At 60.3% G+C, this 18176-nt stretch carries 17 protein-coding genes and 2 tRNA genes; 7 read left to right on the top strand and 12 right to left on the bottom strand.

Annotated elements, in window-relative coordinates; genetic code table 11:
- Nucleotides 1–44: 44 nt before the first annotated feature.
- The gene (locus tag ACQRAQ_RS07360; protein ID WP_427794416.1) at nucleotides 45–1016 is read right to left on the bottom strand and encodes a glycosyltransferase family 2 protein; all 972 of its coding nucleotides are present in this window, start codon (nucleotides 1014–1016) and stop codon (nucleotides 45–47) included.
- A gap of 160 nt (nucleotides 1017–1176) precedes the next feature.
- Between ACQRAQ_RS07360 and ACQRAQ_RS07355 the strand changes: the two genes are divergently transcribed.
- The 4 genes from ACQRAQ_RS07355 to ACQRAQ_RS07340 all read left to right on the top strand — a co-directional run bounded on the left by ACQRAQ_RS07355 (nucleotide 1177) and on the right by ACQRAQ_RS07340 (nucleotide 3992).
- Nucleotides 1177–2022, top strand: a complete 846-nt coding sequence (locus ACQRAQ_RS07355) for an ABC transporter permease (RefSeq protein WP_427794415.1) — start codon at nucleotides 1177–1179, stop codon at nucleotides 2020–2022.
- Nucleotides 2023–2033: 11 nt separating this feature from the next.
- Nucleotides 2034–2801 carry an ABC transporter ATP-binding protein gene (locus tag ACQRAQ_RS07350; RefSeq protein WP_006236046.1) on the top strand — a complete coding sequence of 256 codons (768 nt, stop codon included), beginning with the start codon at nucleotides 2034–2036 and terminating at the stop codon, nucleotides 2799–2801.
- Nucleotides 2802–2853: 52 nt separating this feature from the next.
- A tRNA-Arg gene (locus ACQRAQ_RS07345) sits at nucleotides 2854–2930 on the top strand.
- A 75-nt stretch (nucleotides 2931–3005) separates the two neighbouring features.
- The gene (locus tag ACQRAQ_RS07340) at nucleotides 3006–3992 is read left to right on the top strand and encodes an acyltransferase family protein (protein WP_427794414.1); all 987 of its coding nucleotides are present in this window, start codon (nucleotides 3006–3008) and stop codon (nucleotides 3990–3992) included.
- A 39-nt stretch (nucleotides 3993–4031) separates the two neighbouring features.
- Here the strand turns inward: ACQRAQ_RS07340 and ACQRAQ_RS07335 are convergent, their stop codons facing one another.
- The 11 genes from ACQRAQ_RS07335 to aroF all read right to left on the bottom strand — a co-directional run bounded on the left by ACQRAQ_RS07335 (nucleotide 4032) and on the right by aroF (nucleotide 13679).
- Nucleotides 4032–4301, bottom strand: coding sequence for a hypothetical protein (locus tag ACQRAQ_RS07335; protein ID WP_427794413.1), 270 nt, complete (start codon nucleotides 4299–4301; stop codon nucleotides 4032–4034).
- A 68-nt stretch (nucleotides 4302–4369) separates the two neighbouring features.
- Complete coding sequence (locus ACQRAQ_RS07330; protein WP_427794412.1) at nucleotides 4370–4513, bottom strand: hypothetical protein; 144 nt, start codon at nucleotides 4511–4513, stop codon at nucleotides 4370–4372.
- Nucleotides 4513–4962 (bottom strand): DUF4869 domain-containing protein, encoded by a 450-nt coding sequence (locus tag ACQRAQ_RS07325; protein WP_427748113.1) that lies wholly within the window; start codon nucleotides 4960–4962, stop codon nucleotides 4513–4515. The genes ACQRAQ_RS07330 and ACQRAQ_RS07325 overlap by 1 nt, the downstream gene beginning before the upstream one ends.
- Nucleotides 4963–5091: 129 nt before the next feature.
- Nucleotides 5092–5529: a type II 3-dehydroquinate dehydratase gene (gene aroQ / locus ACQRAQ_RS07320; RefSeq protein ID WP_427794411.1), complete on the bottom strand. Its 438-nt coding sequence runs from the start codon at nucleotides 5527–5529 to the stop codon at nucleotides 5092–5094.
- A gap of 100 nt (nucleotides 5530–5629) precedes the next feature.
- Nucleotides 5630–6868, bottom strand: coding sequence for a shikimate kinase (locus tag ACQRAQ_RS07315; protein ID WP_427794410.1), 1239 nt, complete (start codon nucleotides 6866–6868; stop codon nucleotides 5630–5632).
- Entirely contained in the window at nucleotides 6869–8014 is a 1146-nt protein-coding gene (pheA, locus tag ACQRAQ_RS07310; protein WP_427794409.1) for a prephenate dehydratase, read from the bottom strand.
- Between the two features lie 169 nt (nucleotides 8015–8183).
- Nucleotides 8184–9281 (bottom strand): chorismate synthase, encoded by a 1098-nt coding sequence (gene aroC, locus ACQRAQ_RS07305; protein WP_427794408.1) that lies wholly within the window; start codon nucleotides 9279–9281, stop codon nucleotides 8184–8186.
- Nucleotide 9282: 1 nt separating this feature from the next.
- Nucleotides 9283–10602, bottom strand: a complete 1320-nt coding sequence (aroA, locus tag ACQRAQ_RS07300) for a 3-phosphoshikimate 1-carboxyvinyltransferase (protein WP_427794407.1) — start codon at nucleotides 10600–10602, stop codon at nucleotides 9283–9285.
- Nucleotides 10596–11702, bottom strand: coding sequence for a 3-dehydroquinate synthase (aroB, locus tag ACQRAQ_RS07295; protein ID WP_427794406.1), 1107 nt, complete (start codon nucleotides 11700–11702; stop codon nucleotides 10596–10598). The genes aroA and aroB overlap by 7 nt, the downstream gene beginning before the upstream one ends.
- A gap of 36 nt (nucleotides 11703–11738) precedes the next feature.
- Complete coding sequence (locus ACQRAQ_RS07290; protein WP_427794405.1) at nucleotides 11739–12653, bottom strand: prephenate dehydrogenase; 915 nt, start codon at nucleotides 12651–12653, stop codon at nucleotides 11739–11741.
- Between the two features lie 3 nt (nucleotides 12654–12656).
- Nucleotides 12657–13679, bottom strand: coding sequence for a 3-deoxy-7-phosphoheptulonate synthase (gene aroF, locus ACQRAQ_RS07285; RefSeq protein ID WP_427794404.1), 1023 nt, complete (start codon nucleotides 13677–13679; stop codon nucleotides 12657–12659).
- A gap of 203 nt (nucleotides 13680–13882) precedes the next feature.
- On the opposite strand from aroF, the gene ACQRAQ_RS07280 reads away from it, so the two are divergent.
- The 3 genes from ACQRAQ_RS07280 to ACQRAQ_RS07270 all read left to right on the top strand — a co-directional run bounded on the left by ACQRAQ_RS07280 (nucleotide 13883) and on the right by ACQRAQ_RS07270 (nucleotide 18123).
- Nucleotides 13883–13959: transfer RNA gene (locus tag ACQRAQ_RS07280), tRNA-Arg, on the top strand.
- Between the two features lie 76 nt (nucleotides 13960–14035).
- On the top strand, nucleotides 14036–16753 hold the full coding sequence (locus ACQRAQ_RS07275; protein ID WP_427794403.1) for an HAD-IC family P-type ATPase: 2718 nt from the start codon (nucleotides 14036–14038) through the stop codon (nucleotides 16751–16753).
- Nucleotides 16754–16968: 215 nt separating this feature from the next.
- Nucleotides 16969–18123: a zinc ribbon domain-containing protein gene (locus ACQRAQ_RS07270; protein ID WP_427794402.1), complete on the top strand. Its 1155-nt coding sequence runs from the start codon at nucleotides 16969–16971 to the stop codon at nucleotides 18121–18123.
- Nucleotides 18124–18176 lie beyond the last annotated feature (53 nt).

Raw genomic sequence — 18176 nt, 5'->3', positions numbered from 1 at the left:
GGTGGCTATCTGCGCAGTGGTGCCAATAGTATTCTGCGGAAGATCTACCTCTCGCTTGGCGTGGTTGCGGACCTGCCGGGCTGGTCGTCGTAGGCGTATTTGCTGTACACGTTGACCTCCCACTGCTTTTTTTCGACCTTTGCTACAGAATCCAGGATGAATCCGGTCGCAAGGCTCAGGCCGCACAGGAACATAAACGAGGCGGCGAGTATGGCGGTGGGGAAGCGCGGGACCAGGCCGGTCTGGAAGTACTCAACAATGATAGGAATGCCCAAAGCCAGGCCGATAATCGCGAATAGAAGCGCAACCAGGCTAAAGAACTTCAGCGGGCGGTAGTCCTTGAACAGCGTGCCGATCATCGCAACGACTTTAATGCCGTCGCTCACGGTATTGAGCTTGGACTCGGAACCCTCGGGACGATCGCGGTACTCGATGGGCACATCTTTGATGCGCCAGCGGTGGTCGACGGCGTGGATCGAGAGTTCGGTTTCGATTTGGAAGCCCTCGGAAAGCACAGGGAAGGTTTTAACGAACGGGCGGCTCATTGCGCGATAGCCCGTCATGACGTCATCGAAGCTGTAACCATAGATCCACTTGATCATGGCGCGAACTAGGTTGTTGCCAAAACCATGGAAGGCGCGCTTGTTTTCCTCGGCATAGGTGCCGTTGGAAAGGCGGTCGCCTACGGTCATGTCGGCCGTGCCGTTAAGGATGGGCTCGCAGAGGGCCTTAGCCGCCTCGGCGGGGTAGGTGTCGTCCCCGTCGACCATCAGGTAACAATCGGCATCGATATCGCGAAACATCTGACGGCACACGTTGCCCTTTCCCTGACGGGGCTCAAAGCGGACCGTGGCGCCGTGCTCGGTGGCGATGCGTGAGGTATCGTCCGACGAGTTGTTGTCATAAACATAGACCGTCGCCTGCGGAAGCTCGCGGTGAAAGTCGTCGATGACCTTACCGATCGTGAGCGCTTCGTTGTAGCAAGGGATGATGACGGCGATGGATTCAGAATTCACTCAATGCTCCTTATACATTCAATCCTAGAAAGTATAGCCTTTTGCGTCTGACATCCTTAGATGTGGGTTAGTTCTCCAGTTTTGCTGCGCGAATCTTTTGCATGGCCGTCGGGTCTATACTGTTCATTTGTCAACGATTACGAGTAAGGGAGTTGCATCCGTGTCGGATCAGACAAAGCAACAAGAAACTCGCAGTCTGCCTGCGACGTTTGCTAAGAATGAATTTGAGAAGGATGCGTTTATCCTTCGTCAGCTGGTTACCAAGGATTTTAAGATCAAGTATCGCCGTAGCGTTCTGGGCGTCGCATGGTCGGTGCTCAACCCGTTGCTGATGATGATCGTCATGGCCATCGTGTTCTCGACGATTTTTGCCCAGGGCCGCAATGGTTCGATTACGCCCGAGATGTACCCGCTGTATTTGATTGTGGGTAACGTTACCTTTGCCGTGATGTCCGAGTCCACGAACCAGGCACTGACGTCCATCGTAGGTGCGGCTCCGCTGCTCAAGAAGGTTAAAGTGCACCGCTGGGTCTTCCCGGTGCAGAAGGTGCTTTTCTCGCTGGTGAACTTTGCCTTCTCCCTGGTTGCCGTTGCCATCGTCATGTTGTGGTTCCACGTTATGCCTTCTTGGCACCTCATTCTGCTGCCCGTCTGCCTGCTGCTGCTTATGTGCTTCTGCATGGGTCTGGGCATGATGCTCTCTGCCCTTACGGTTTTCTTCCGCGATGTCATGCATCTGTGGAGTGTTGTCATCACGGCTTGGACCTATATCACGCCTATCTTCTGGACTACCGACTTTATCGTTCAGATGCCTCATCTTGTTCGTATTTTGGTTTACGCGAACCCCATGTACAACTATCTGCAGTTTATGCGTGATATCTTCCTGTTCCAGACTACGCCCTCGCTTATGACGTTTGGTATGTGCGTCGCTTGGGCGGTCCTTGCGCTTGTTATTGGCTACACCGTGTTCCATAAGTCCGAGCGCAAATTTATCCTCTACATCTAAGGAGTGCTGTGATGACTGAATCTGTTGTTGATTACAGCGAGCAGCCTCTGGCTGTCGAGGTCGACGACGTCACCATGATCTTTAACATGGCGTCCGAGTCGCTGACCAACCTCAAGGAGTACTTTATTAAGCTCGCAAAGCACGAGCTGTTCTTTGAGGAGTTTAGGGCGCTTAAGCATATCTCGTTTGATATTCATCGTGGCGAGGTTGTGGGTCTGGTCGGTACCAACGGCTCCGGCAAATCCACGATGCTCAAGATTATCGCCGGCGTGCTCGAGCCCAGTGAGGGCAGCGTTAAGGTGCACGGTAACATCGCGCCGCTGATTGAGCTTGGTGCCGGCTTTGATCCCGAGCTGACAGCCCGTGAGAACATCTATCTGAACGGCGCTCTGCTCGGATATACCAAGGAGTTCATCGATGCCAACTTTGACGGCATTATTGAGTTCGCTGAGCTGCAGAACTTTGTCGATATGCCGCTTAAGAACTTCTCCTCGGGCATGGTGGCGCGCATCGCCTTTGCAATCGCGACGATCACCGAGCCCGATATCCTGATCGTTGACGAGACGCTGTCCGTCGGTGATGTCTTCTTCCAGCAGAAGTGCGAGGCGCGCATTCAGCACTTTATCCAGAGCGGCGACGTGACAGTTCTGTTCGTTTCGCACTCCATGGAGCAGGTTGAGCGCATCTGCCAGCGTGCCGTTTGGATTGAGAAGGGTGACCTTCGCATGGACGGCCCGGTTGATGAGGTCTGCAAGGCGTACCGCGAGCAGTTCAACTAGGTTATAATTACAGCCGCTTGGCTGATTTATTTGGTTGAGCGTGCGGTTATTTGCTCCATTAGCTCAGTTGGATAGAGCAGGGGACTTCTAATCCCAAGGTCGACGGTTCGAATCCGCCATGGAGCACCATCGTTTATTGAGCCCGGGCCGCTTGGTGGTCTGGGCTTTTTTCATCTTGTGTGCTGCGGTTTTGAAGGGTTCGCTATGGGAAGCAAAAGGCTCGACTGGATCGATATTGCAAAGGGGATTGCAATTATTCTGGTCATTGTGGGGCACACCGTCCCAAATCCCTCTCCCTTGAGGCACGCGATCTTCTCGTTTCACATGCCGGTGTTCTTTATTCTTGCCGGGTATACGTTTAGGCCGAAGCCGTGGCGTGAGCTGCTGAGTGGTTCGGTGTCGCGCCTGCTGGTGCCGTATGTGGTTCTTGCACTGGCGTGGCAGGTGCCGACGTTCTTGATGAGCGGCGCTCCGTTGACGGGAGGTACACTTGCAGGCGGGCTCGAGACGCTTGTGTTTGCCTCGGGCGTTGATGTGCCCGGGCTTGGCGTTGCTGCCGTAGGCATGGCATGGTTTCTAGCGGCGCTGTTTACGTCGCGCCTGCTGTTTAATGCGCTCGTGCGGTTGTTTGACCGCCTCGGGATTGGGGTTGTTTGGCAGGGCGTTGTCTGTGCCGCGATTGCCTTTTGCGGTTTGAGCGTCTCTCGCTATTTTGGTGTTTACCTGCCACTCGATTTGGATCTGAGCTGCTACATTGTCTTGCTGATGTGGGTTGGGTATACGGCGCGCCAGAGGGGGCTGGAGCCGAGCGTGTGCAAGCCTCTGCTGTTTATTGGAGCCGGTGTCGCTTGGCTTATCCTTGCCGCGCTGAGTGGGCTTGAGCTTTCGAGTCGCCGCGTGGATGGGTTTTTGGTTGCGACAGTTGCCGCTCTTGCCGGCAGCTACTGCGTGTGCTGGGTTTCGATGGCGTTGGAGAAGCTGAAAGACGTGCCGTTTTTGGGGTCCTTTGAGCGAGCGCTCGTGTTCTGCGGACAAGCAAGTCTGGCAATCTTTGCGATCCATGCGGTCGATTGGTTTATTCCTTGGCAGACCATGCCTCTGCTTATGACGCTGCCAGCATCGTGGTTCTTTGCTTCAATCGTACGCTGTGCCTGCGATATTGGATTGGCATACGTGATCAAGAAGGCATGATGACAGTGGGGAGAACCAACTTGGTCCTCCCCGCCGTATCTATTCTGCTTTCAAACACTCGGGCAAGACGTTTGCTACTGCATTCATCGCCTGCGGCTTTAGGTATTGCTCATTGAGCTTTGCCTTTTTGTAGGCATAGCGAGTGTCTGCCGAGTATTTGATCAACACATCGGTAAAGAACCGCTCCCAGCTCAGGTAGTCACGGCTTTCGATATAACTCGAAGGGTCCTCGAGGATCTTTGGGATGTCATTGCTGGGGATGAGGCCGGATTGCAGAAGCGTCCACTCAAATGATTCCGGGAGGAACAAGCGAACGTTCTTGTAAACGCGCTGTCCGAGCACCTTTTCGATGTAGGGACCAAACGCTGCACCGTCTCCTATGCGTTGTAGTCGCGAATCATCGAGATGAGCGTCGTTTTGCCCGTGCCGCTGTTGCCGCGTATGAAGGAAATATTTCGTTTAAACGTGAGCGTGTATTTGACCTTTGCACGCTCTACGACAACGGTGTGCGTTCCCCTCATTACTCATCAACATCCAAAAAGTCATTCGTGGCACCGACAAACTCCTGCATGTTCCTGACGATGCGGCCATCGTTTTCAATGCGGATTTCAAAGTTCTTCCAGGGGAATTTCATGATGTGGTAAAGGGTCACCAGCACATCCTGTTCTTTGCCGATCTTGAGTAGCCAGCGGGCACAGTTGTCTCCGCAGGTGGATGCGTTAAACACCATATTTGGGAGATTGCGCACCAGCAGCAGCGTCTTAACGCCGCCGGACAGTTCGAGTGGAGTGATTGAGCCCAGCTGCTTGCTTACGATGTTGTGGGGACCGATGAGCTCTGATCCGTCCACGCGTTTAATAATCTGTGCGGCCATGGGGTCTTCGAACCATGAGTCCAAGTATGAGTTCCTAAAATAGGTTTCGGTATCGTAGATGGAACCGGGGTAATCCCCCAGGTGAATGCTCAGCATGTGGGTCTCCAGACGTAGTGTGACTGCAACGATTATATGCCAGTAATAAAATGCCGGCAGCAGCGAGGTCGCTACTGCCGGCGCTGGCTTTATTAGCGCGTAGTCGTGTTGATGGATTTGCTCGCGACGCTACTTTTCGAGATGCTCCTTCAGCAGCTCCAGCGCGTGAGCGTAGCCTTGCAAGCCCTCGCCGGTGATGGTGGCGAAGCAGGCCAGGCGGGCGTAGCTCACCTGGCGGAAGTCTTCGCGCGTCTCTACGGCGCTAATGTGGACCTCAACGGCGGGGATGGCGACGGCCTTGAGGGCGTCGAGAATCGCCACGCTCGTGTGCGTGTAGGCGGCTGGGTTGATGGCGATGCCGTCGACCTTGCCGTAGGCCTCCTGGATCTTGTCGACGATACTGCCCTCGTGGTTGGACTGGAAGACTTCGACCTCGTCAAAGCCCTGTGCGGCTCCTGCCTCCTGGCAGATCTGGACCAGGCGGTCGTAGTTGTCGCTGCCGTAGATGCCCGGCTCGCGAATGCCGAGCATGTTGAGGTTGGGGCCGTTGATGACGAGTGCTTTCATGGTTGCTTCCTTTGCGGTCTGGTTGGTGGCGGGGCTTGCTGTCTGCGGCGTTTGCCCAGATAAAACCTGCCAAAATAAACCTGTCCCTTTTTGGCAGGTTTTAGAGGGTGTCGAGGAGGGCGCGTGCGGTGTTGGCGGCGCAGTCGCGTGAGTCGATGATGTAGTCGGCCCAGGCGCGATAACGAGGCATGCGCTGCTCGGCGAGCTTATCGATGCCGTCGCGGGCAGTGATGGGGCGTCCCTTGTGGGCGAGTTCGTCGAGCTTGCGGTTGAGCATCACAATCTGGCTATTCTGGTGCAACAGCGGGTAGTTCTCGTCACGCGTGACCACGCCGCCGCCGGTGGAGAGTACCAGGCCGCTTCGCTTGGAGATGTCGGCCAGCGCCGCCGTCTCCTGCTCGCGGAAGGCCGCCTCGCCGCGCTCGACGATAAAGTCGGCACAGGGCATGCCGAGGCGCTCCTCAAGCGCGCGGTCCAAGTCGATGTGCTCGCGGCCCGTGAGCTGGGCAATCTGCTCGCCTACGCGGGTCTTGCCCGAACCCGGCATGCCGATGAGCGCGATGTTCTGCTCGCGGCGAGACAAGCGCTCCGTCACATCCAGGATGCGCTCGCGCGGTGTAATCTGACCGGTGTAGCGTTCAACAGCCTGTGCCGCTTGGGCCACGAGCATCAGCAGGCCGCCGATGCAGGGGATGCCGCGGCGCTCGGCCTCGAGCATGAGTCCCGTGCGGGCGGGATTGTAGACAATGTCGATGACGCCCTCGAGCGCATCGAGCCCTTCGAGCGTGCAAGGCGCGTCGGGGCAGTGAGGGAACATGCCGGCGGGCGTGCAGTTGACGAGCAGCGCCGCGTCGGACTGCTGTTCGATGTTATCGTAGTTGACCTCGCTCGTGCGGCCGACAGGCACAACGAACGCGCCCAGGTCGCCGAGTACCATGCTTGCTGTGGTGCCGGCACCACCGGTGGCGCCGAGCACGAGGACCTTCTTTCCGGCAACCTCTACGCCCAGTTCCTCGACCAGACATTGGAAGCCAAAGTAGTCGGTGTTGTCGCCGCGCAGGCGGCCGTCGGGTAGGCGCGTGATGGTGTTGACGTTGCCCATGCGCTTGGCCAGGGGACTCAGCTCGTCCAGGTATTCCATGACGGCGCGCTTGTAGGGGATGGTCACGTTGGTGCCCTCCCACTCGTCGCCTGTCATAAAGGCTTCGAGGTCCTCGGGCTCGCGCTCAAAGCGCACATACTCCAGCCCTGCGAGCTCCTTGTAGATGGTCGGGGTGTAGCTGTGCCCCAGCACGCGGCCCAGCACGCCGTAGGGATGGGTTGCGGTGACATCGGTCATCTAGAGCACCTCCGTGTAGCTGCCAAAGTAGGTAAAGCTCTCGCACACGTCATCGATGGAATCGAGCAGGTCGTCGAGGGCCTTGCTGCCAAAGGGGCAGTCCAGGTCAAAGTAGAACATAAACTCAAAGTCGTGCCCGGGGATGGGGCGGCTCTCAAGCTTGATGAGGTTGATGTTGAGCGCGTAGAAGCGCTCGAGCACGCGGTAGAGGGCACCCGGCTCATTGGCCGTGGTGATCATGAGCGAAGTGCGGTTGGCGCCGGGATAGACGCGCGGCTCACGGCTGATGACGACAAAGCGCGTGTAGTTGTTGTCCGAGTCCTGGATATTGGGCTCCAGCACCTCCAGACCGTAGAGCGCCGCACAGCTGCGCGAGGCGATGGCGGCGACGTCGGTGCGATCGGAGTTGGCGACCATCTCGGCTGACATAGCAGTGTTGAGGTACTTGGTGGCGTGCAGGCCGTGGGCCTCGATAAAGCCGGCGCACTGGGCAATGGCTTGGCCATGGCTGTAGACCTCGCGCACGTCGGCGAGCTTGGTGCCGGGTTTGACGAGCAGGTTGTGATCGATCTTGAGGCGCAGCGAGCGCACGATATAGAAGTCGAACTGGGCGAGAAGATCGTAGACGGCGTTGACCGAGCCAGCGGTTGAGTTTTCGATGGGCAGCACGCCAAACTCGCAGAAGCCGTCGCGTACGGCGCGCATAACGCCCTCAAAGGTCTCGAAGAACGCAATATCGGGCACGTCGAAGAGCTCGCACGCGGCTATCTGGCTGTAGGCGCCCTCGACGCCCTGGCAGGCGACGGTGGCCGTCTGAGGGAAGGGCGTATCGAAGGCTACGGCCGTGGCGTGGGCTTTTTGCGACACCGTGATGCCCTTGAGCTCGTTGATGTAGCGCTGCTGCTCGGCCTTGCTCATGCTCATGAGGAGACGAAACAGGGTGATGGTCTGGGCCTCGTAGCGCTCGGGCGCGCGGCCGGCGAGGTTGTTGAGTTTGGAGCGCTCGCGGGCGGGGTCGAAGACGGCCTTGCCCATCTCGATTTTTGATTTGGCGACCTCGGTGGCAATGTCCATGCGCTCGACAAAGCTGTTGAGCAAGGCGGTATCGATGCCGTCGATGGCCTGGCGGATGTCGGCAAGGTCCATGGAGACCCCTTTCGTGAATCGTTGCCTAGGGTAGCTAATTTGGGACGGGGCTTTTTTAGCTACCCTTTGACTGGTGGCGAATCGATGGGTGCCGGGGCAAATACTCACTGGCATATGGGGGTAGCTAAAAAAGCCCCGTCCCAAATTAGCTACCCTCGGGGTGGGCGGGCTAAAGCTGGGCGGCGTCCTCCAGGAGGGCGTCCCAGATGGCGAGCGCCGCGGCTGCTTCGGCTACGGGGACGGCGCGCGGGACGATGCAGGGGTCGTGGCGGCCGTGGACCGAGAGCTCCGCATTTTCCATGGCGTCCATGTCCACGGTCTGCTGCTCGCGACCGATGGAGGGCGTCGGCTTTACGGCCATCCGCCACATGACGGGTGCGCCGGTGGAGATGCCGCCCAGGATGCCGCCGGCGTTGTTGGACTCGACCGCAATCTCGCCGGTCTCGGCATCAACGCGATACGGATCGTTGTTCTCGCTGCCGCGCATGGCGGCCACGGCAAAGCCCATACCAAACTCCACGCCCTTTACGGCGGGAATGCCAAACGCGATCTGCGCGATGCGGTTCTCGATGCCGTCGAACATGGGGTCGCCGATGCCCGCGGGAAGGCCGTAGATGCCGCACTCCACGATGCCACCGATGCTATCAAGCTCGTCGCGTGCGGCGAGAATCTCCTCGCGCATACGGCCGGCAGCTGCCGCGTCGATGCACGGTAGGTCGTTCGAAAGGATCGCCTTGCGGTCGGCCTCGCGATAGACCATGTCGTCCATGGGCAGGTCCGAGATGCCACCAATCTGAGCCACGTGAGCCATCACCCGAATACCGCGGGCCTCGAGTGCCTGCAGCGCGATGCCGCCGGCGATGCATAGGGGGGCCGTTAAGCGGCCGGAAAAATGCCCGCCGCCGGCGACATCGTGCATGTTGCGGTACTTCACGCGCGCGGGGTAGTCCGCATGCCCCGGGCGGGGCTTGCGGCGCAGCTCGGAATAGTCCTTGGAGCGCGTGTTGGTGTTCTCGATAATCGCGGCTATAGGTGCGCCGGTGGTGTGCCCATCGACCACACCGGCAATGATGTGCGCGGCGTCGGCCTCGCGGCGCTTGGTCGCGGTCTCGTCGCGACCGGGGGCGCGACGGTCCAAAAAGGCCTGCAGCTGCTCCTGGTCAACGGCAATACCTGCCGGAATGCCGTCGAGCGAGCAGCCGATGGCGGGGGAGTGCGACTGGCCGAAGATGCTTAAGTGCAAAACGTTGCCAAAGGTCGAGGACATGCTACTCCTCCTCGAGCGTGACCTTGCCGCCCAGCAGGCGGTAGTGGTCAAAGAAATCGGGATAGGACTTATTGACGGCCTCGGCGCCGTGGATCACAACATCGCCGGTAGCACGGCTTGCGGCGATGGCAGCCATCATGGCGATGCGGTGGTCATTGTGCGAATCGACCTCGCCGCCGGTAAAGGCGTCGACGCCCTTGATGATGAGGTCGTCACCGGCAATGCGCACCTGCGCGCCCAGCGCGGTGAGCTCACGGGTGGTGGTAGCCAAGCGATCGGATTCTTTGATGCGCAGGCGGGCACAATCGCGGATGAACGTGCGGCCTTGTGCCAGCGAGGCCACGGCCGAGATAACGGGTACCAGGTCGGGAATGTCGTGCGCGCTCATCTCAAAGCCGGCGAGCTTGTCGGACTGCACGGTGGCGGCGTTGGTGGAGCGCACGATGCGGGCGCCAAAGCGCGAGAGCGCGGCAAGCACGTTGCGATCACCCTGGGCCGAGCTGAGTGACACACCCTCGACGGTGATGGGGTCGGAGCCGATGGCGCCGGCACACAGCCAAAAGGCGGCGTTGGACCAGTCGCCCTCGACAGCCACGTTGCCAGGCGTGCGGTACGAGCCGCTGCTCACGCGGAAGTTCGTGACCTCGGGCTTGCCATTCTTGGCGGGGATGCGCTCGACGTTGACCTCGACGCCGAAGGCCTTCATGGCCTGGATGGTCAGGTTGATATAGGGGCGACTCTCGATAAGGCCGGTCACCTGCACGCAGGAGGGCTGGGCCAGCAGCGGGGCCGCCAGCAGCAGGCCCGAGATATACTGCGAGCTCACATTGCCCGGCAGGATAAATGTGCCCGGGCGCATGCGGCCGCTCGTCTTGAGCGGAAAGCCGCCCAGGCCCTGCAGGTCGCAGCCGGCGGCGATGATCTCGTCGGAGAGCGGGGAGAGCGGGCGGGCGCCCAGACGGCCCTGGCCCACAAACGTGGCCTCTGCCCCCAGCGCGCAGGCCACGGGCAGCATAAAGCGGAGCGTGGAGCCGCTTTCGCCGCAGTCGAGCGTGCCGCCGGCAAGTGCCTTGAGCAGGCCGAACTCAACGCTTTTCATGGTTGGATGGACTTGGAATCCGTCCTCGACGGTCTCGATGCGGGCGCCGAGTGCCGTAAGGCAGCGGACCGTGGCCTCGATGTCGGCGCAGGTGGTGTTGCAGGTCACATGCGTCTCTCCGTTGGCAAGGGCGGCGCAGATGATCAGGCGGTGCGCCATCGACTTGGACGCGATGGCGGGGACGGTGCCCTTGAGTGGGGACGGAGTGATGCGGGCTAGCATGCGGAAGCGTCTCCCTTCTGGCCGAGGCCCTCGGCAATTAAATCATGGAAGGTGGAAAGCGGCGTGCGGTCGATGCTGCAGCGGCCAATGTCGTGCGGAATTACCAGGTCGATGGTGTCACCGGCGCGTTTTTTGTCGTGCAGCGCCTCGGCAAAGACGGCGTCGGCCGAAAGCTCGCAGCGGGTCTTAAGGCCGTGGCGTGCGCAGAGCTCCTCAATACGTGCGGGCAGCGCGGCGTCGCAGATGCCATGAAGCGCTGCGGCGCGCGTGATGATGCCCATGCCGATCGACACGCAGTTGCCATGTCCCAGCTTAAAGTGCTCGCAGGCCTCGACAGCGTGTCCAGCGCTGTGTCCAAAGTTGAGCAGCTTGCGCTGGTTGGTCTCGCGCTCATCGGCGACAACCACGGCGCGTTTAATGTCGATATTGCGGGCGATGATGAGCGCCACGCGGGCAACGTCGCGGTTGAGGAGCTCCAGTGTGAGCGGGGTTTTCTCCAACTCGGTGAAAAGCTCGGGGTCGGCGATCACGGCGTGTTTGACGACCTCTCCGCAGCCGTCGGCGAACTGCTCGGGCGTGAGGGTGGCGAGACACCCCACGTCGGCAATAACAACACTCGGCTGCCAAAAGGCGCCGGCCAGGTTTTTGCCGGCAGCTAGGTCGATGGCCGTCTTGCCGCCCACCGATGAATCAACCATAGCGAGCAGGCTCGTGGGAATCTGCACAAACTTACAGCCGCGCATGTAGGTGGCGGCCACAAAGCCAGCCACGTCGCCTACAACGCCGCCGCCGAGTGCCACGATCACGTCGGAGCGCGAAAGCTCGTGCTCGGCCACAAACTCCAAGATGTTGATGTAGGTCTCGGCGCGCTTGTGTGCCTCGCCGGCCTCGAAGGTGCAGACACTCACCGTATAGCCCGCAGCCTCCAGGCTCTGCTTAACAGGCATTTGGTAGAGCGGGCCCACGTTGGTGTCCGTCACGATGACGGCGCGCGATCCGCCGGCGGTGGCGCGGACGAGCGGGCCCGCCTGCTCCAGCAAAAACGTGCCGACGTGCACCTGGTAGGGGCGTGCGGTGTCGATATCGATGGTAATCGCCATAAGCTTTGGTCCTTTCGACCTGGCGTGATAGGTGGTCTAGTGGGTGGCCTCGTCGTCGAGTGCGCGCTTAATGCGGTCGCCCTCGGCAAGGAGATTCTCAAGATAACGCTGGTCGCGGTCCTTGAGCGCACGGCTGTAGGCGCTAAGCGAGTCGATCAGATGGTCGATCTCAAAGGCAAGTGCGTCGGCGTCGTCGATCATGAGCTCGGACCACATTTGCGGGTTGAGGTGCGCCACGCGGGTAAGGTCGCGGTAGCTACCGGCCGAAAAACCGTGGTGAACCTGGGCAGTCGGGCTTTTGACGTAGGCGTTTGAGACGACGTGCGCGAGCTGGCTCGTAAAGGCGATCACGCGGTCGTGCTCGGCGGCGGTGGTCACGCTGAACTTGCCAAACCCTAAGGGGCGCACCATTTCGCGCACCTGGCCTAAAAGCTCCAGCTTGAGCGCATCGTCCACCGTGGGCGGCACGAGCACGAGTGGCGCGCCCTGGAACAGGTCGGCACGGGAGTGAGCGTAGCCCGAGTACTGGGTGCCCGCCATGGGGTGCGCGCCCACAAAGTAAAACCCGTACTCGCGGGCGAGTTCGAAGGCACGCTCGCACACGATGCCCTTCACGCCCACGGTGTCAATCACCACGGGCCCCATGATGGCCTCGGTATCGGTGGCGTCGGCGAGTGCCTGGGCGTGCGTCTCGAGCCACTCGATGCAGGCCTCGGGGTAACAGGCCAGCACGATGATGTCGCACTCGCCGAGCGTCTCGTCGTTGAGCTCGCCGGCGACGGTGCCCATGCTGGCGGCCGTCATGACGTCATCGTCGGGGTCCCAGGCCAGCACGCGGACGCCCGCCTGCGCATAGCCGCGGGCAAAGCTGCCGCCGATCAGACCCAGGCCCACAACGCCGGCGCATTTGGGGCCGCCCTGGTTAACGCGTGCGTTTCTTACCGTACCCATGGGCTACTCCATGGTCTCTTGGCAGACAACCTCGCGGATGGCGCGGATGCGGCGCATGGTGTCGTCGAACTGGTCGGGGGTGAGGGCCTGGGCGCCGTCGGACCACGCGCGGCTGGGCTCGTCGTGGACCTCGATCTCCAGACCGTTGGCGCCGCAGGCGGTCGCGGCGAGCGCCATGGGTTCAACGTAGCGGGTGTAGCCGGTCGCATGGCTGGGGTCGGCCACGACGGGCAGGTGCGACAGGTGGTGCAGCACCGGCACGGCGTTGAGGTCGAAGGTGTTACGGGTACGGGTCTCGAAGGTGCGGATGCCGCGCTCGCACAGGATGACGTTATCGTTGCCCTCGCTCATGATGTACTCGGCAGCCATGAGCAGCTCGTCGATCGTGCCGGACATGCCGCGCTTGAGCAGAATCGGGGTCTGGGTCTTGCCGACCTCCTTGAGCAGGGGGAAGTTCTGGGCGTTGCGGGCGCCGATCTGCATGACGTCAATCTTCTTATCCAAGAAGACCTGCACGTCGCGCGGGTCCATGATCTCGGTGACGATCGGCATATCGAGCTCGGCCGAGGCCTCGCATAGCAGGTCCAGGCCGGCGGGGCCCATGCCCTGGTAGGCGTAAGGGGAGGTGCGGGGCTTGTAGGCACCGCCTCGCAGCATCGTGGCGCCGGCGGCCTTTACGCGACGGGCGATGCGAATGAGGTTTTCGCCCTCGACGGAGCAGGGTCCGGCGATGACCTGGAACTGGTCGCCGCCGATCTTGATGCCGTGGCCGCAGTCGATGACGGAGTCCTCGGGGTGGAACTTGCGGTTGGCACGCTTGAACGGCTCGGAGACGCGCTGCACACGCTCAACGACGTCCATGGACTCGAGCAGGAACGGGTCGATCTTGGTCGTATCGCCCACCAGGCCGATGATGGTCTCGTTCTCGCCGCGCGACACGTCGGTTTTGAGACCCTTCTTCTCAATCCAGCTGACGATGTGGCCGATGGCCTCATCGCTGGCGCTCTGCTTTAAAATTGCAATCATGGTGTGCCTCTCACCTCGATGGATAACCCTTGCAAAAACGGCCCGCAGTGCGAGCCGTATCATATGGTGCATGAGAGTTTATACTAATTATTTCACTTTTGCGTCCTAAAGTGAGCCGCTGCGCTTCGTCTCCCACGTAATTGCAAAGCTTTTTCTATTATGTTGTTAGCTCGTGGCGCACTTGGGTATAATGCCAACCGTTGGCCCTATTAGCTCAGGGGATTAGAGCGTCTGCCTCCGGAGCAGAAGGCCGTTGGTTCGAATCCAACATGGGGCACCATCGAACGTAAGACCGTCCGAACCTCGCATGGTCCGGGCGGTTTTTCTTATACCGACGCGACGTGATAGGACGTGGTATGGCAACGACGGATATCGAGCGCGGACTTTCGACCGCCGAGGTCGAGGAGCGCATTGCCGCCGGCAAGATCAACCGCAACATGGAGCTCAAGACCAAATCGGTTCGTGAGCTTATCATCGAAAATCTCTGCACGCTGTTCAATCTGATCAACGTGGTCTTAGCGATTTTGGTCATTATGACCGGATCGTTTAAGAACCTGACGTTCCTGTTCGTGGTGTTCCTCAACACCGCCATCGGTGTTATCCAGTCCATGCGATCAAAGAAGATGGTCGACAAGCTCACACTCCTCACTTCAAAGAAGGCCATCGCGGTGCGCGATGGTGCCGAGGTGGAGCTCGACTTGGACCAGATCGTGCTCGACGACATCATTCGTCTGGGGCGCGGCGACCAGATACCTGCCGACGCCGTGGTGGTATCGGGTGAGGCGCTCGTTAACGAAAGTCTGCTGACGGGCGAGAGCGACCTTATTAAGAAACAGCCCGGTTCCGAGCTCATGAGCGGCAGCTTTATCGACTCGGGCCTGTTGCGTGCCCGCGTGGTCCATGTTGGTGCGGATAACTATGTGGCCAAGATCAACAACGAGGCCAAGTACGTCAAAAAGGTCAATTCCGAGATCATGAACGCGCTCAACGCCATCGTGCGTTTTGCGAGCATCATCATGATTCCGCTTGGTCTGGCTCTGTTCGCCTCGAGTGTAAGTGGGTTGTGGGACGCCGCCGGTACCCCGGGCGATAGCGCGCTTTCGTGGTGCTTTTCCGAGCTGCTGGCCGGTCGCGTGCCTTCGTCGGCGCTGCTGTCCACGGTGGGCGCTCTTTTGGGCATGATTCCGCAGGGCCTGGTGCTGCTGACCTCGTCGGTGCTTGCCATCGCCACGGTGCGCCTGGCGCGCCGCAAGGTACTCGCGCAGCAGCTCTACTGCATCGAGACGCTCGCGCGCGTCGACGTGCTGTGCCTGGACAAGACGGGCACTATCACGTCGGGTCGCATGGAGGTCGAGGGCACTTATCCGTTGCCCGTTGAGGGCGTGGGCTTGGGCCCGGACGAGGCACCTGTCCCCGTCGATACTACTGTGCTCGATTTTGCGCTTGCCAATGTCGCGCGCGCGACCTCGGCTGATGCCAATGAGACCTGCCAGGCGCTGCTCAACTACTACGCCGACCGCCCGGTCGAGGTGTCCGAGCCGCTGTCGGTCATTCCGTTTTCGTCCTCCAAAAAGTGGAGCGGCGCCTCGTTTGCGCAGGGTTCCTATGTGATGGGCGCGGCGCAATTTGTGCTTTCGGAGCGTATTTTTGCGCAGGTCGAAAATCGTGTGGCCGAGCTTGCCGACACCTGCCGCGTGCTCGTGGTGGCGCGCGTGGACGGCTTTACGCCCGATGGCGATATGGTGGGCGAGGCCGAGCCGGTGGGCTTTGTGACCATTCGCGATGAGATTCGCACTTCGGCCGCCGAGACCATCGGCTACTTTAACGAGCAGGGTGTGACCCTTAACGTGATCAGTGGCGACGACCCGCGCACGGTGTCGTCGATCGCACGCGTGGTGGGCGTGCCGGGGGCGGACGCTTATGTGGACGCCACGACGCTCGATACGCCGTCCAAGATTGATGCGGCCGTGGACCGCTATCACGTCTTTGGCCGCGTGACCCCGCAGCAGAAGCGCGAGCTCGTGCAGGCGCTCAAGCGTCGCGGCCATACCGTTGCCATGACGGGTGACGGCGTCAACGATGTGCTGGCACTCAAGGAGGCGGACTGCTCCGTGGCCATGGCCGCCGGTTCCGACGCCGCACGCAACGTGGCCGAGATCGTGCTGGTCGATAACGACTTTGCCTCGATGCCCGCCGTGGTGGCCGAGGGCCGTCGCTCCATCAACAACCTGCAGCGTTCGGCGTCGCTGTTCCTGACCAAGACGCTGTTTTCGATGGGCCTGGCGGCGCTGTGCATCGCGCTGCCGCCGTATCCCTTTGAGCCTATCCAGATGACGCTCATTAACTTCTTCTGCATCGGCGCGCCGGGCTTTGTGCTGGGCCTTGAGCCCAACAATGCCCGCGTGAAGGGGTCATTCTTGACCAACGTGCTCAAGCGCGCGCTGCCGGCGTCGGTTGCAGTCATTTTGGCCGCGGCGCTCGACATCTTTGTGGCGCGCGTGTTTGGCTTTAGCCAGCTCACGCTGTCGACGATGTGCCTTCTCACGTCGTGCGCGGCAAGCGTGAGCCTGATCTGGCGTATCTCGCAACCGCTCACACCCTTGCGCGTGGTGCTCTTTGTATTTGTCGTCGTCGGCATCTTGGTGGGCGTTATCGGATTCCCCGAGCTGCTGTCTATCGCCAACTTGTCGATGGGCGAGGCAATTATCCTTCTGGTGATTGTGGTCTTTACTTGCGGCGTGTTCTTTAAACTCGCCACGATGATGGATTCGCTTAAGCCGCGTCGCCGCCATGCCGCCACTGGCTTTGGCCGCGGCGTGCGCGTTCGCTTGGGCCGCGGTGGCGGCAAGGTGAGCTCGACGGGCTCGACGGCCGAGCGTTTTGCCAAGCGCGTCGCCGCCGACATGGCGCAGCGCCGCGAGGAGCGTACGACACGTGAGGCCGAAGCCCGCGCGCTCGAGGGCGTGGAAAAGACCCAGCCCAAGAAAAATAAGGGCGCGGGCGCCAAGCGCTCGCGTGTGACCAAGTCCGCCCAGGGCATTAAGGTCTCGATGCCGAGCAAAAAGAAGAAGTAACCGCACCTCGCAGGGTAGCTAATTTGGGACGGGGCTTTTTTAGCTACCCGGCTGATGACGCGATCTATTTGGCCGATTGGCGGCCAGGGCAGCTAAAAAAGCCCCGTCCCAAATTAGCTACCCTGCGATGTTGAATTGGTGCCCTGTGCCTTTAGGGGCGTAGCGATGTTATGCTCTAACCTCGATGGTTCGAATGATTCCGAAAAGAGGATGCCGTGATTTGCCCGCATTGTCTCAAGACCATAGAGGACGGCTCCTCGTTCTGTCCCTATTGCAATACCTATGTTGGCCCGGGCGATGGCCCCGAGCACACCGAGTTTGTGTTCTGCGAAGGCTGCGGTGCCCGTCTTTCGCCTCATGACCGTACCTGTTCCAAGTGCGGGCGCCCTGCCCCGGGCATTCTATCCGAGGATGCGGCAGCATCCGACCTGGCTGCTGGGCGCACGGCTGGTTTTCCCCGCCTGACGCAGGAGCAGATCGATACCGAGGTGCCCCATGCGCCGGCCTCTGCCGCCGCGGTACTTTCCGATGCCGCCGATCCCAATGAGACCTGCGTGCTGCCGGCTTTCGACAAGGATTTTGGCATTCCCAAGGTCGATATCCCGCTGCCGGTATCCCTTCGTGACGACGCTCAGTCCAAAAATCAAAAACCCAAGCGCAAGGTGCATCCTGACGAGGATGCCTACCACAAGCACAAGCGCCGTATTCCCAAGCCGCTCATCGTCATCGCGTTGCTCGCTGCCGTGTGCGGCAGTGCCTATTGGTTTGTGACGTCGGACCCCATGGGCGTTATGCCGGGCTTTTACGACCAGTTTGGCCAGGCCGCCAAGACGACGTTTCCCTCGCGCCAGAAGGGCGAGGCTACCGAGGAAGAGACCAAGTCCGACGATACCGCCGAGGTGGTCCAGGAGGAGACCGTCCTTTCCGACGACCAGCTCTATACCAAGCTCGACGGTCTGTATCAGACCATCGTGTCGTATGGCGACGATGATCAGATCGGCGAGGTTGTCGACTCGTTTAACAGCGGGTACCTACGCACGCCGCTCTCCACGCGTCAGGAGCTGTCGCAGAGCGCTTATGCCCTGCGCGACCAGATCAAAAAGACCCAAGACGAGCTCAACAACCTTAAGGTGCAAGATGATACCGTCTACGCGGAGGATATCGAGCACCTCAAGCAGCTTGCCGAGTGGATGTACGAGCGCGTCGACATGATCTGCCAGAGCTGGGATATCTCGCTGTCCATTCCCGATGGCGAGTCGCTGAGCGCACGCCAGAGTGAAATCTTGGCGCCCATCGCACAGGGCGGCAACAGCGCCCTTAACCAGTACGATGCCAATGTGAGCGCCTGGAAGCCGCTGCCGCGTTCGTAATTTGTTGCCCTCCGACGGCATAACCTGCGTGCGCAATTGATGGAAGCCTGTGC

Origin of the sequence: Collinsella sp. SGI.178 (assembly GCF_050313495.1) — a bacterium.
GTDB lineage: Bacteria > Actinomycetota > Coriobacteriia > Coriobacteriales > Coriobacteriaceae > Collinsella.
The sequence above is the reverse complement of the archived record's forward strand: the minus strand, read 5'-3'. Positions and strand labels throughout refer to the sequence as shown.

Excerpts from the sequence above, each read along its gene's own strand:
- aroA (WP_427794407.1), bottom strand. The coding sequence starts at position 10,602 with ATGCTAGCCCGCATCACTCCGTCCCCACTCAAGGGCACCGTCCCCGCC.
- aroF (WP_427794404.1), bottom strand. The coding sequence starts at position 13,679 with ATGATTGCAATTTTAAAGCAGAGCGCCAGCGATGAGGCCATCGGCCAC.
- pheA (WP_427794409.1), bottom strand. The coding sequence starts at position 8,014 with ATGGACCTTGCCGACATCCGCCAGGCCATCGACGGCATCGATACCGCC.
- ACQRAQ_RS07315 (WP_427794410.1), bottom strand. The coding sequence starts at position 6,868 with ATGACCGATGTCACCGCAACCCATCCCTACGGCGTGCTGGGCCGCGTG.
- ACQRAQ_RS07275 (WP_427794403.1), top strand. The coding sequence starts at position 14,036 with ATGGCAACGACGGATATCGAGCGCGGACTTTCGACCGCCGAGGTCGAG.
- ACQRAQ_RS07340 (WP_427794414.1), top strand. The coding sequence starts at position 3,006 with ATGGGAAGCAAAAGGCTCGACTGGATCGATATTGCAAAGGGGATTGCA.
- aroB (WP_427794406.1), bottom strand. The coding sequence starts at position 11,702 with ATGGCGATTACCATCGATATCGACACCGCACGCCCCTACCAGGTGCAC.
- aroC (WP_427794408.1), bottom strand. The coding sequence starts at position 9,281 with ATGTCCTCGACCTTTGGCAACGTTTTGCACTTAAGCATCTTCGGCCAG.
- aroQ (WP_427794411.1), bottom strand. The coding sequence starts at position 5,529 with ATGAAAGCACTCGTCATCAACGGCCCCAACCTCAACATGCTCGGCATT.
- ACQRAQ_RS07330 (WP_427794412.1), bottom strand. The coding sequence starts at position 4,513 with ATGAGGGGAACGCACACCGTTGTCGTAGAGCGTGCAAAGGTCAAATAC.
- ACQRAQ_RS07325 (WP_427748113.1), bottom strand. The coding sequence starts at position 4,962 with ATGCTGAGCATTCACCTGGGGGATTACCCCGGTTCCATCTACGATACC.
- ACQRAQ_RS07350 (WP_006236046.1), top strand. The coding sequence starts at position 2,034 with ATGACTGAATCTGTTGTTGATTACAGCGAGCAGCCTCTGGCTGTCGAG.
- ACQRAQ_RS07290 (WP_427794405.1), bottom strand. The coding sequence starts at position 12,653 with ATGGGTACGGTAAGAAACGCACGCGTTAACCAGGGCGGCCCCAAATGC.